Below are 11,676 nucleotides of genomic sequence, written 5' to 3' on the forward strand. Positions count from 1 at the left end.
CATGCTGATGCTTAGGCTGTACAAGAAGCCTAGCGCCCTCGGCTACAGGTGTCTGGAAGATTTGTGCAACTGCCGAGCCTGGCTGCCGGCTGCAGTGCATCGAACCGCTGGCGCAGCCACTGGTGCAGTTGCGTGACGGCGGGGGTGAGCTGCTTGCGGTGCGGGCATACCAGCGTGACAGGTGTCGGCTCGCCCGGCCATTGAGGCAGGACGATTTCCAGCCTGCCGCAGGCGAGGTCATCACTGACATCCAGCCACGACTTGTAGACGATTCCCTCGCCAAGTACCGCTAGGCGGCGAATCACATCGGCGTCATCACTGATCAGTGGCCCTTTCACGTGCACCGTGCGTTGGCCAAGTTGCCACTTGTCGTACACCCGACCGTGCTGCATGTACAACAAGCAGTCATGGGCATGCAGTGCCTCGGGCGTCTGCGGTCGGCCGTGGCGGGCCAGGTAATCGGGGGAGGCGACCAGGACGCGCTGGTTCCAGTCGGCCAGGGGGAGGGCGATGTAGTTGGCGTCCTGGTTCAGGCCGTAACGCACGGCAACGTCCACCGGATCACGGTTCAGGTCGGCAATCTGGTCGGACAGCATGAACCGCAGGTGCAAGGCCGGGTGCGCCCGGCGAAACGCGCTGAGCCAGGGCAGCAGCATGTTGCGGCCCAGGTCCGAGGGTGCTGAAACCTGTAAGGTGCCGCGCAGGGCGGTGGTATTGCCATGCAAATCGTCATGCCCGCGACGCAGGCTTTCCAGCACGTTCACGGCAGTCGGCAGGTAGCGCTCGCCCTCGGCAGTCAGGCGCAGGCTGCGGGTAGTGCGAACGAACAGGCGTACGTCCAGATCACGCTCCAGCCGCTTGATGGCGGCCGCCACCTGGCCGGGCAACAGGTTCGCTTCGATGGCAGCTGCGGTGAAGCTGCCCAGCGCGCTGCTGCGCACGAACAGTTCGAGGTCGGCAAGACGCAACATTGTCACTCCAGAGGTGAAAGTGTTGCTCGATTGTGCCGGTTTTTATTTGTGGCAGGAAAGATACCATGGGCATTCCTTTTCTCTCGACGTCCGGAATTGCCCATGGATACCGTCTCGCTGGCCAAGCGCCGCTACACCACCAAAGCCTACGATGCATCGCGTCAAATTCCCCAAGCCACGGTCGATGCCTTGCTCGAGCAATTGCGTCACAGCCCATCTTCGGTGAATTCCCAGCCCTGGCATTTCGTCGTTGCCCAGAGCGAAGCTGCCAAAGCCCGCCTGACCATCAGTACCGACACCGACTACGCCTACAATTCGCCCAAATTGCGCGATGCTTCCCATGTCATCGTTTTTTGCACGCGCACCGACATGACCCAGGCGCACCTGGAGGCCGTGCTCGCCCAGGAGTCACTCGACGGGCGTTTTCGCGATGAGCAGGCCAAGGCGGCGCAGGACAACAGCCGACGCCACTACGCCGACCTGCATCGTTACGAGCGCAAGGACCTGCAGCATTGGATGGAAAAGCAAACCTATCTTGCCTTGGGTACAGCCTTGCTGGGCGCCGCTGCCCTGGGCCTGGACGCTACCCCCATCGAAGGCTTCGATAGCCAGCGCCTGGATGCCGAGCTTGGCTTGCGCGAACAAGGCTTCACCAGCGTAGTGCTGCTGAGCCTGGGCTATCGCAGTGAAACCGACTTCAATGCCGGGTTAAGCAAATCGCGGCTCCCGGCATCCAAGGTATTCACCTTCCTGTAAAGGCATGCCCGGCTGGCGTGGTTCACCAGAGTGCAGCGCTGGCCGTGGTCAGTGCCGAGGCCAATACCGCAATGGCCTTGTCGACTTGCGCCTCGGTGGTGAACCTGCCAACGCTCAGGCGAATGCTGTTACGGGCACGGCGCTCGTCCAACCCCAGCGCCAGCAGGACGTGGGATGCCGCATTGTTCGCTGAATTGCAGGCCGAGGTGGTCGACAGCGCCAGTTGTGTGGCGAGCGCCGCGCTGTTAAACCTTGCCTGATCGATACACAGGTTCAGGGTATGCGGCACGCGCTGGGTAGCGCAGCCGTTGAGCGTGATGCCGGGCAGGGCCAATAGGCCCTCGCGCAGGCGCTTGGCCAGCTGCGCCAAGCGCTGGTACTCGCCATCGCCTGGTTGGCCGGCCAGGGCAAACGCGCTGCCCATGCCCGCGATCTGATGCGTGGCCAGGGTACCGGAGCGCAAGCCTTGCTCATGACCCCCCCCATGCAGTTGGGCACGCATGCCGGCGCGCGCGCGCGGGCCAACGAACAGCGCACCGATGCCTTTGGGGCCATACACCTTGTGGGCGGAAAAGGACATCAGGTCAACGGGCAGGCTAGCCAGGTCGATGGCCAGCTTGCCTACCGCCTGAGCTGCGTCCACGTGGAACACGGCGCCGTGCGCCCGCACCCGCTCGCCGATGGCAGCGATGTCGGTGACTGTGCCCAATTCATTATTCACCGCCATCAGCGACACCAGGCGCGTATCGGCACGCAGCGCGTCCTGAACCATGGCCGGATGGATCAGGCCTGATGGATCAGGTTGCAGTCGGGTCACCGCCCAGCCTTGGCGCTCCAGTTCGGCTGCGGTGTCCAGAACGGCTTTGTGCTCTAGCTGACTGGTAAGCAAATGCCCAGGCTGGCCCAGTCCCTGCGCGACGCCTTTGAGCGCCAGGTTGTTGGACTCGGTAGCCCCGGATGTCCATACCAGTGACGCCGGCGGCGCCCCCACGCGTTCGGCCACCTGCTCACGGGCCAGTTCGACTGCATCGCGCGCTGCCCTGCCATAGATATGCCCGCTCGAGGCCGGGTTACCAAAATGGGCATGCCGACCGAGGCATCCAAGCATGGTCTGGATCACTCGATCGTCGACCGGGGTAGTGGCAGCGTAATCGAAGTAGAGAGGGGCGTCAGACATAAGCAGGTCCATTGGCAAGAGAGCGAGGGTGCCTGAACAAGATTAACTGCGTCACGAAGAGACTTTTGCTCTAAATCAGGGCGTTTTAAGACCATTTTGCAAAAGCATTCTCCGGATCGGGCATAACGAAAAAAATATTCTCACCCTTATCTCGACACTCAGACGGTCTTTTCTCATTGACCATTGAGAGTCCGTTCCTCTTCGCTGACTACCCGCTCGCACAACTCGGTAATCTGCTCGCGCATCCAGCGGTTCGCTGGGTCCTGGTCAGTGCTTTCATGCCAGTACAGGTGCGTCTCCAACGCCGGCACCTCCACAGGCAGGGGCTTGTAGCACAACTGATGACGGCGGGCGAAACGCTCTGGCACGGTCATCACCATGTCGGTTTGCTGCAGTACTTGCGAGGCCATCAGGTAATGCTGTGAGCGCAGGGCCACCTTGCGCTGCACGCCCATCTTTCCCAGCGCAAGGTCCACATAACCCAGCCCGTTGCGGCGGCTGGAAATGTGGATGTGGGTCATGCCAAGGTACCCATCCAGGCTCAATGCCCTGTCGGCCAGCGGGTGACCTTGGCGCAGGGCGCAGACGTAGCGGTCCTGCATCAACTTGATGTGCCGCACTTGAGGGTCGGTGTTGAGGGGGGCGTCGATGGCGAAGTCCAGTCGCCCTGCGGCAAGCTCCTTGGTGGTTTCCCGGCGCTTGCACAGGAAACTCTCGATCAGCACCCCAGGCGCCAGGCGACGCAGGCGTTGGAACAGCGGCGGCAGGATCACAGCCTCGGTCAGGTCGGTCATGCTGATGCGAAACGTCTTGCTCGCTTGCAGGGGGTTGAACGTCCGGCTTTCCTGCACCGAGGTGCGTAGCAATGCCAGCGCGCTGCGGACCGAGCCGATGATGTTCTGCGCCATGGGTGTTGGCACCATGCCCTGGGCGGTCCGTACGAACAGCGGGTCGTTGAAGGTTTCACGCAGCCTGGACAATGCATTGGACACGGCAGGCTGGGTGATGCCGACGATCTGCCCGGCACGGGTGAGGTTGGCTTCGGTGTAGATCGCATCGAAGACGATGAACAGGTTGAGATCGACCTTGCTGAGATTCATGAGCGCCGCTCGTTCTTGGAATTATCGGCCGATCATATATCGGTTATGAATGTTAATACACGCCGAAAATAGACTAGGTGGATGACCAGCGCCTGCCCTAGGCTTGCCCTAATGTCATTCGACCCTGAAGGAACCCGCCAATGGATTTCGCCTATTCGCCCAAGGTGCAAGCGCTGCGCGAGCGCGTGACTGCCTTCATGGATGCCTACGTCTATCCAGCCGAGTCCGTATTCGAACGCCAAGTTGCCGAAGGCGATCGTTGGCAGCCTACCGCCATCATGGAATCGCTGAAAATCAAGGCACGCGAGGAGGGCTTGTGGAACCTCTTTCTGCCTGAATCCGAATACGGCGCAGGGCTGACCAACCTGGAGTACGCCCCACTGGCCGAGATCATGGGCCGTTCATTGTTGGGCCCGGAGCCGTTCAACTGCTCGGCACCGGACACAGGAAACATGGAAGTGCTGGTGCGCTACGGTACGGCCGCGCAGAAGCAGCAGTGGCTGGAGCCTTTGTTGCGGGGTGAAATCCGCTCGGCATTCGCCATGACCGAGCCCGATGTGGCGTCTTCGGATGCCACCAACATGGCGGCTACAGCAGTGCGCGAAGGGGACCAATGGGTCATCAACGGCCGCAAGTGGTGGACCTCCGGCGCATGTGACCCGCGGTGCAAGGTTCTGATCTTCATGGGCCTGTCCAACCCGAAAGGCCCGCGGCACCAACAACACTCGATGGTTCTGGTGCCGATGGATACACCCGGTGTGAGGGTGCTCAGACCTCTGCCGGTATTTGGCTACGACGACGCCCCCCATGGCCATGCCGAGGTGGTGTTCGAAAACGTGCGGGTGCCGTTGGAGAACGTGCTGCTAGGAGAGGGCAGGGGGTTCGAGATCGCCCAAGGCCGATTGGGGCCTGGACGCATCCACCATTGCATGCGGTCCATCGGCATGGCCGAACGGGCCCTGGAGCTGATGTGCAAGCGCGCGGTTGCCCGGACTGCGTTCGGTCAGCCACTGGCGCGGCTGGGCGGGAACGTCGACAAGATTGCCGATTCGCGCATGGACATCGACATGGCACGCCTGCTCACGCTCAAAGCGGCCTATATGATGGACACCGTGGGCAACAAGGTGGCCCGCAGCGAGATCGCCCAGATCAAGGTGGTAGCACCGAATGTTGCGCTGCGCGTAATCGATCGGGCGATCCAGTTGCACGGTGGTGCGGGGGTGAGCGCTGATTTTCCGTTAGCCTACATGTACGCCATGCAGCGCACCCTGCGCCTGGCCGACGGGCCCGATGAAGTGCACCGGGCAGCGATCGGCAAGTACGAAATCGGCAGGTATCTGCCTGCGTCAGGCTCAGCGGCCCAACGCTGATTGCTGGATTCATGCCGCCAGGCTCAATGGGCCGAGCGGCTGTTGGTATCGGCAGGCGTAGTGGTGGCAGGTTTGTGCAAATGCGCGCCAGTCGGGTCATCCAACTGAATGATGACGCCTTTCTGCCAACTGTCGGCGTCAGTGTCGGGCGTAGGAATGTCAATATCAGCGCGCTGCTTGCGCGTCTGGGCGGTATCGATGCTCAGGCGACGGTTGCGCTGCTCGACCATCGTCGGGTCTGCCTGACCGTCCGCAGTGAAGCCCATCATCAGTTGCGGCACGCCCATCGGCAGTGACTTGTCCTGGTCGGTATGCCAGGTATGCCACGTCTTGCCGTAGGTGGTGGCCAGGCGTTTCATCAAGGCATGTTCGGCAGGCGCAGGGATACCGGGCGCCACCAACTGGCCAGAGGACACTTCAAACCCGTGGCTGTGCCACAGCGCTTTTTCCTTGGCGGGTAACCGGGCGAACAACTTCTGATCGATGATGTACTCCACGCCCATGATTTTGGCCGTGGCCGTGCTGCCATCGTAGATCACGCACTGAATGACGTCTTCGTTGAGGATCGCACAGTAATGATGCGCTTCCATTTGAATATCCGGATGGCCGTTATAGAAGTGAAAACCATCCAGGTAGGCATTCAGTGCGTCAATAGGTGGTTTGGCCTGTAACAGCGCCGCGCCTTTTTCAAGCCATTGCGTGCCGGGCTTTATTGGGGCGCCGGGTGTTTGCACAGGCGATGCGGTTTTGGCCCCTGAGCAACCCGCGAGCAGGGCGCTGGCCAAACATAGGCCAAGAAGGCCAAGGGAAGGGTTGGGCATGATTGAGTCTCCGCAGGGTGTGCGCAACAGACCGCTTGCCGGGCACTAACATTTTCTTTGACGGACAGACGGTAATGCTGTCTAGTTAGTCAAGCCGGTTGAACCAAGCCTATGTTCGACTGCACTAACAAGTTACTGAAGTTTCATTGCCCGTCGTACTGAAAAGGAAACGTCCCCATGTCTCGTCTTGCAGAGTTTCGTCAACTGGAACAGAAATTGGCTGCCCAACTTGCAGAGCTGGAAGCCATGAAAGGTAGCCCTGAGCTGCAAAAAGAAATCGAGTTTGAAACCAAACTGCGAAATCTGCTGGCCAAGTACGAATACAGTTTGCGCGATATCGTCAACCTGCTCGACCCGAAAAACGGTCAACGGCCCGCTGCGCCTGCTGCGGCCCAGAAAGCGCCACGTCGTGCTCGGCAGGTCAAGCAGTACAAGAACCCACACACCGGTGAAGTCATTGAGACCAAAGGTGGCAATCACACCAAGCTCAAGGCATGGAAGGCCGAACACGGCGCTGATGAAGTGGAAAACTGGCTGGCCAAGTAATGCCCACCCAACGTTATCCCACTACCCCGGACGGCCGCTATTTCGTTGTCCGGGGGCGCTTGTGGCGCTGCACCGATCCCTCCCTGTCCGACGCTCTGCGTCAGCACTGGGTGCATGCCCTGATGGACGCGCGCAGAGCGGTAAAGGACGCAAAGGCCAACGACGAACCTGATCAGCTTGCTCGCGCCCGTGCCCAGGTTCAGGCGGCAAAGGTCGCGCTGGGGGAGCGTGGCCCCGTCTGGTGGGGCGACGGGAGCCCGGACTTCAACCGGCGCATGGCGGTCAATACTCCTTATGCCGAGTGGTTTCAATCGCTTGATCCGGCTCAGTAACCGGGGCCTTGGCTTGACCGCGGGTTTTTATCAGCGACACCAGCACACCGCCCAGCAACAGCCCGAACGTGACGCCCAGCGACAATAGGGCGGGCACCTTGCCCACCATGCCGTGGTAGAAGATCTTGCAGCCGATGAAGATCAGCACGAGCGCCAGCGCATACTTCAAGTACACGAAACGGTGCATCAGTGCCGACAAGGCAAAGTACAGTGAACGCAGGCCCAAGATGGCAAAGATATTGGATGTGTAGACGATGAAAGGGTCCTGGGTGATGGCGAATATCGCCGGGACGCTGTCCACGGCAAATACGAGGTCAGCCAGTTCAATCAAAACAAGCGCAAGAAACAGCGGCGTAGCGTGGCGCACGGCATTGCTTTCCCCACTGGGAGTAACGTGCACGAAAAACTTCGAGCCGTGGATTTGATCGGTTACCCGCATGTGCCGCCTTACAAACTTCAGAATCGGATTGTTGGCCAGGTCCGGCTGACTGTCTTCCCTGGATAGCGCCATTTTCACGCCGGTAAAAAGCAGGAAGGCGCCGAAGAGATAAAGTACCCAGGCAAAGTTCTGCACCAAGGCCGCGCCGACGCCAATCATGATCGCGCGCAACACCACCACGCCGAGAATCCCCCAGAACAACACGCGGTGCTGATAGCGTCGGGGAACGGCGAAATAGCTGAAGATCATCGCCATCACGAAGACGTTATCCATCGACAACGACTGCTCGACGAGAAACCCCGTATAGAACTCCAGTGCCGGTTGCGCGCCCAGGTAGTACCAAACACCGACGCCGAACAGCACGCCGAAGCCGAAGTAGCCTGAATACAGCAGCAGGCTTTCGCGCATTTCGATTTCGCGGTCATGGCGATGCAGCACGCCCAGGTCGAGCACCAGCAAGCCGACGACGATGGCGACAAAAACCAGCCACAGCCAAGCGCTGGTGCCGAGAAAAGGTGTTGTGAGAAAGGTGTGCAGAGCTGTCATGAGCCCCTCCTGATCGGTCGACGTTGCGTGGCAACAGTGATCCGACATGGCGGCTGGCAACCGTCAGAGGGGCCCGGTATCACTTAGGCTTGAGCGTAGATCCGTTTGCGGGGCACGCCGAATGAGCAGCTGTTACATTTTTTTGCGAAGGGCTTGGGATGCGCTGACCCCTCCAGTCTTGACGCCGTGCGGCAAGCCTCAATAGACCCAGACCTCGACGCGACGGTTGCGCAAGCGGCCCTGCTCCATCTCGTTACCCGCCACCGGCATCTGGTCACCTAACCCCGCCACTTCCAGCACCTCGATACCCCCGCGCGCCAGTGCCTGGCGTACCGCCTCGCCGCGCAGGCGCGAGAGCAGGGCAGCGCGCCCCGGTGTGTCCTTGGGGTCGCCGAAGCCCACCAGTACGGCCTTGCGGTGCGGCTTGCCGGCCTGGTTCAGGTACTCGATGACCCGCTGCACATCCTGGGTAGCCTTGCTGTCCAGGGCGGCACTGCCCGGTTGAAAGCGCAAGTTCACGCTCAACCGCTGAGCGTGCTCTGCCAGCGCCCGATACTGGGCAGGCATGTTCGCAACAGGCGCCACGCGCTGGGCCACGATCTGCTGTGACACAAAGCCTTGCTCGGCCACGATAGCCTGACCGGCGGGGCTCTGGATGAAGTCGATCAATGCAGCGGCCTGAGGGCTTGGGGGAGTGGGCAGATACAGGAACAGGCGGCGTGACAGCGGATAGACCTCACTGGCCACCAAGGCGCGTTCGGGCAGCAGCGCCGCAGCGGTGCCATCGGCCACTGCCAGTACCTTGGTCCCGTGGAGGGTCGAAAGCCCGGTAAACCCGATGGCCTGGCGATCGACTGCTACTTGGGCGGCCAGACGATCGCCGGCTTCAAAACGCCTGGCTGTCGGCGCCAGGTTGACCTGCTTAGGCGCCAGGACCCGTGACCTGAACGTTTCGAACGTCCCGGAGCGCTCGTCCCTGGCGTACAGGTGGATGTCGCCACCGGCCACCCCGAGTTGCTCCCAGCGCCGTACCTGCCCGCTGAAAACCTGCGCAATTTGATCCAGGGACAACTCAGACAAGGGGTTGGCGGGATTGACGAGGATGGCGACACCGTCCAGCCCGATGACATGTTCAGCTGCAGGGGAGCGCAAGTCGCCAAATGCCTGCAACTGCCGTGCTTCGCTGTCACTTATCGGGCGAGAGGCGGCGATCAGGTCAGCCTCGCCCCGAGCCAAGGCATCAAAGCCCGTGCTTGAGCCATGCGCCGCGATATCGACCTGAATGTCTACACCGTCAGCGCGGGTCGCCGCGATCACTGACTCGTTGTCCGCCTTACCGCTGTGGACTTGCACCTGGGTAGCGTGCTCGGCGCGCAGCTGCGCCCGTACCAACGCCGGTAGCAGGGCACTCCCCAGGGTGTTGGAGCCTTGGATGCGCAGGTGCACGGGCTCGGCCCAGGCCATCATCGGCAGCACGGTCAACAGGAAGACGAGCAGGCGGGCCATGCTGATTGGGCCTTCACGGTGGGAATGGCCGCAGCGTAAGGCAGTGGCGTGATGGTGTGATGACAAGGCGGCAACGTCGCCAGGCGGCCGTGCGCAGGCACTTGCGCACGGACGATCAGCGGCGCCTGGATCAGTGAGCGCCGGCCGATTTGCTCAGGTCACTTTCTGCCCACTGGGTATAGATACACGCATCGGCCACCGCCCAGCGTACCTTGACGGTGTCGCCCGGCTGCATCGGCATGCCTGCCGCCGACAAAGCCTTGACCGTCAACGAGGTACCGCCTGCGGTGACCACATGACAGGTTTGGCTTTCACCGAGGAACAACACCTCGCCGACCTTGGCGCTGACTTCGTTCCAGCCGGCAGGCAACGGTTGCTCGGCAGCTTGCTGTGCAGTCAGGGCAAGGGCTTTCTCAGGCCGCACCATGATCAGGGCATCCTGATCTTGGCCCAGGCCTGGGGTCAGGCGAATGGCGACGCTTTGGCCTTCGAAGCTGCCTGCGCCATTGCTGTTGGCCTTGATGCGCAGGAAGTTGGAGTTGCCCAGGAACGAGGCCACAAACGCGTTGGGCGGGTTCTGGTAAAGGTCGTAGCCACTGCCAAGGCCCACGATTTTGCCATGGCTGAAGATCGCGATGCGCTGGGACAGGCGCATGGCCTCTTCCTGATCATGGGTGACGTAGACGATGGTAATGCCAAGACGCCGGTGCAACTGGCGCAGTTCATCCTGCAGGTCTTCACGCAGCTTCTTGTCCAAGGCACCCAGCGGCTCGTCCATCAGCAGGATACGCGGCTCGTAGACCAGCGCCCTGGCAATGGCCACGCGTTGCTGTTGTCCGCCGGACATCTGCGAGGGCTTGCGGTGAGCGAAAGGCTCCAGTTGCACCAGCTTGAGCATGGCATCGACACGCTTGCGTGTTTCAACCGTACCCAGCTTGCGAATGGCCAGGGGAAAGCCAATATTGTCGCGCACGTTCAGGTGCGGAAACAGCGAATAGCGCTGAAACACCATGCCGATGTCGCGCTTGTGCGGCGGCACGTTGACCAGCGACTGGCCCTCAACGAGTATCTGGCCGCTGCTGGGAGTCTCGAAGCCAGCCAGCATCGACAAGGTGGTGGACTTGCCGGAGCCGCTGGAACCCAGGAAGGTCAGAAATTCGCCTTCCTGAATATCCAGGTCCAGGTTGTCCACGGCGGTGAAGTCGCCGTAATGCTTGTTCAGGCCGCGCAGGCTGACCAGGGCCTTGCCACGCGCGTTGTCTTGGATCACTGCACTCATGGGTTAATCTCCGCGCGCTCAGGCGTTGGTTTCGGCACGCCGGCGCAGGGCGGCGGCAAGGAACATCACAAGCAGCGACAGACCGATCAGCAAGGTCGATGCCACGGCGATCACCGGGCTGAGGTCCTGGCGCAGGGTGGTCCACATTTTTACCGGCAGTGTCTGCAGGTCGGGGCTGGCCATCATCACGCTCAGCACCACTTCATCCCAGGACACCAGAAACGCGAACAACCCGCCGGCGATCATCCCAGGCCGGATGGCCGGGAAGGTCACCTTGAAGATGGCCTGCAGGCGCGAGGCACCGCAGATGACGGCGGCGTCCTCGATCGACTGGTCGAACAGCTTCAGGGAATTGATGATGGAGATGATGGTGAAGGGCAGGGCGACGATCACGTGGCTCACCACGAAGGCGAACAAGGTCCCGGTGTAGCCCAGCTTGAGGAACAGGGCGTACACCGCTACGGCGATGATCACCAAGGGCACGATCATCGGCATGGTGAACAGGCCGTACAGCAGCTCGCGCCCCGGGAAGCGCCCGCGCACCAGGGCGAAGGCCGTGGGCAGGCCCAGCAGCACTGCCGCAACGGTGGTGAGCACGGCAACTTTGAGGCTGGCCAGGGCTGCGTCCATCCACTCAGGGTTGGAAAAGAACTGCCCATACCATTTGAACGTCCAGCCGGGCGGTGGAAACACCAGCCATTGGGACGAACCGAACGACAGCAGCACGATGAAGACCACCGGCAGCAAGAGGAAGGCGGCAATTACACCGGTGGTCAGGTACAGGCCGGTGCGAAGCGGCCGGCCCATGGCATTGGGAGACAAGAGCATGTGGT

General features: G+C 61.4%; 12 protein-coding genes. 4 read left to right on the top strand and 8 right to left on the bottom strand.

What is annotated here, in order from left to right:
* Positions 1–29 precede the first annotated feature (29 nt).
* Positions 30–971, bottom strand: coding sequence for a LysR family transcriptional regulator (locus tag ACF8E5_RS04970; RefSeq protein WP_145255289.1), 942 nt, complete (start codon positions 969–971; stop codon positions 30–32).
* A 102-nt stretch (positions 972–1,073) separates the two neighbouring features.
* Here ACF8E5_RS04970 and nfsB point away from each other — a divergent pair, with 102 nt between their 5' ends.
* The gene (gene nfsB / locus ACF8E5_RS04975) at positions 1,074–1,727 is read left to right on the top strand and encodes an oxygen-insensitive NAD(P)H nitroreductase (protein ID WP_058637335.1); all 654 of its coding nucleotides are present in this window, start codon (positions 1,074–1,076) and stop codon (positions 1,725–1,727) included.
* A 22-nt stretch (positions 1,728–1,749) separates the two neighbouring features.
* Here nfsB and ACF8E5_RS04980 read toward each other — a convergent pair whose 3' ends face one another.
* Together ACF8E5_RS04980 and ACF8E5_RS04985 are read right to left on the bottom strand one after the other, a co-directional pair.
* Positions 1,750–2,904, bottom strand: coding sequence for a cysteine desulfurase family protein (locus ACF8E5_RS04980; protein ID WP_058637334.1), 1,155 nt, complete (start codon positions 2,902–2,904; stop codon positions 1,750–1,752).
* Between the two features lie 173 nt (positions 2,905–3,077).
* On the bottom strand, positions 3,078–4,004 hold the full coding sequence (locus tag ACF8E5_RS04985; RefSeq protein ID WP_058637333.1) for a LysR family transcriptional regulator: 927 nt from the start codon (positions 4,002–4,004) through the stop codon (positions 3,078–3,080).
* Positions 4,005–4,144: 140 nt separating this feature from the next.
* Between ACF8E5_RS04985 and ACF8E5_RS04990 the strand changes: the two genes are divergently transcribed.
* The gene (locus tag ACF8E5_RS04990) at positions 4,145–5,374 is read left to right on the top strand and encodes an acyl-CoA dehydrogenase (protein ID WP_078478761.1); all 1,230 of its coding nucleotides are present in this window, start codon (positions 4,145–4,147) and stop codon (positions 5,372–5,374) included.
* A gap of 23 nt (positions 5,375–5,397) precedes the next feature.
* Here ACF8E5_RS04990 and ACF8E5_RS04995 read toward each other — a convergent pair whose 3' ends face one another.
* The gene (locus ACF8E5_RS04995) at positions 5,398–6,195 is read right to left on the bottom strand and encodes an OBAP family protein (RefSeq protein WP_392474972.1); all 798 of its coding nucleotides are present in this window, start codon (positions 6,193–6,195) and stop codon (positions 5,398–5,400) included.
* Positions 6,196–6,372: 177 nt separating this feature from the next.
* On the opposite strand from ACF8E5_RS04995, the gene ACF8E5_RS05000 reads away from it, so the two are divergent.
* Both ACF8E5_RS05000 and ACF8E5_RS05005 read left to right on the top strand, forming a co-directional pair.
* Positions 6,373–6,741 carry a histone-like nucleoid-structuring protein, MvaT/MvaU family gene (locus tag ACF8E5_RS05000; protein ID WP_058603880.1) on the top strand — a complete coding sequence of 123 codons (369 nt, stop codon included), beginning with the start codon at positions 6,373–6,375 and terminating at the stop codon, positions 6,739–6,741.
* Positions 6,741–7,073, top strand: coding sequence for a hypothetical protein (locus ACF8E5_RS05005; RefSeq protein ID WP_078478760.1), 333 nt, complete (start codon positions 6,741–6,743; stop codon positions 7,071–7,073). Before ACF8E5_RS05000 ends, ACF8E5_RS05005 begins: the two co-directional genes overlap by 1 nt.
* On the opposite strand, the gene ACF8E5_RS05010 is transcribed toward ACF8E5_RS05005, so the two are convergent.
* The 4 genes from ACF8E5_RS05010 to ACF8E5_RS05025 all read right to left on the bottom strand — a co-directional run bounded on the left by ACF8E5_RS05010 (position 7,024) and on the right by ACF8E5_RS05025 (position 11,671).
* Positions 7,024–8,058, bottom strand: a complete 1,035-nt coding sequence (locus ACF8E5_RS05010; protein ID WP_058637330.1) for a TerC family protein — start codon at positions 8,056–8,058, stop codon at positions 7,024–7,026. The two genes, ACF8E5_RS05005 and ACF8E5_RS05010, sit on opposite strands and share 50 nt — an antisense overlap.
* Before the next feature lie 198 nt (positions 8,059–8,256).
* The gene (locus ACF8E5_RS05015; protein ID WP_058637329.1) at positions 8,257–9,564 is read right to left on the bottom strand and encodes a substrate-binding domain-containing protein; all 1,308 of its coding nucleotides are present in this window, start codon (positions 9,562–9,564) and stop codon (positions 8,257–8,259) included.
* Between the two features lie 130 nt (positions 9,565–9,694).
* Positions 9,695–10,843: an ABC transporter ATP-binding protein gene (locus tag ACF8E5_RS05020; protein WP_078478758.1), complete on the bottom strand. Its 1,149-nt coding sequence runs from the start codon at positions 10,841–10,843 to the stop codon at positions 9,695–9,697.
* Positions 10,844–10,861: 18 nt separating this feature from the next.
* On the bottom strand, positions 10,862–11,671 hold the full coding sequence (locus ACF8E5_RS05025; protein WP_023536057.1) for an ABC transporter permease: 810 nt from the start codon (positions 11,669–11,671) through the stop codon (positions 10,862–10,864).
* Positions 11,672–11,676: the final 5 nt, after the last annotated feature.

Source organism: Pseudomonas sp. WSY_20, assembly GCF_043104335.1.
Classification (GTDB): Bacteria; Pseudomonadota; Gammaproteobacteria; order Pseudomonadales; family Pseudomonadaceae; genus Aquipseudomonas; species Aquipseudomonas parafulva_B.

Coding starts and splice junctions, on each gene's coding strand:
- ACF8E5_RS04995 (WP_392474972.1), bottom strand. CDS start 6,195: ATGCCCAACCCTTCCCTTGGCCTTCTTGGCCTATGTTTGGCCAGCGCC.
- ACF8E5_RS05010 (WP_058637330.1), bottom strand. CDS start 8,058: ATGACAGCTCTGCACACCTTTCTCACAACACCTTTTCTCGGCACCAGC.
- nfsB (WP_058637335.1), top strand. CDS start 1,074: ATGGATACCGTCTCGCTGGCCAAGCGCCGCTACACCACCAAAGCCTAC.
- ACF8E5_RS04970 (WP_145255289.1), bottom strand. CDS start 971: ATGTTGCGTCTTGCCGACCTCGAACTGTTCGTGCGCAGCAGCGCGCTG.
- ACF8E5_RS05000 (WP_058603880.1), top strand. CDS start 6,373: ATGTCTCGTCTTGCAGAGTTTCGTCAACTGGAACAGAAATTGGCTGCC.
- ACF8E5_RS05005 (WP_078478760.1), top strand. CDS start 6,741: ATGCCCACCCAACGTTATCCCACTACCCCGGACGGCCGCTATTTCGTT.
- ACF8E5_RS05015 (WP_058637329.1), bottom strand. CDS start 9,564: ATGGCCCGCCTGCTCGTCTTCCTGTTGACCGTGCTGCCGATGATGGCC.
- ACF8E5_RS05020 (WP_078478758.1), bottom strand. CDS start 10,843: ATGAGTGCAGTGATCCAAGACAACGCGCGTGGCAAGGCCCTGGTCAGC.
- ACF8E5_RS05025 (WP_023536057.1), bottom strand. CDS start 11,671: ATGCTCTTGTCTCCCAATGCCATGGGCCGGCCGCTTCGCACCGGCCTG.
- ACF8E5_RS04985 (WP_058637333.1), bottom strand. CDS start 4,004: ATGAATCTCAGCAAGGTCGATCTCAACCTGTTCATCGTCTTCGATGCG.
- ACF8E5_RS04990 (WP_078478761.1), top strand. CDS start 4,145: ATGGATTTCGCCTATTCGCCCAAGGTGCAAGCGCTGCGCGAGCGCGTG.
- ACF8E5_RS04980 (WP_058637334.1), bottom strand. CDS start 2,904: ATGTCTGACGCCCCTCTCTACTTCGATTACGCTGCCACTACCCCGGTC.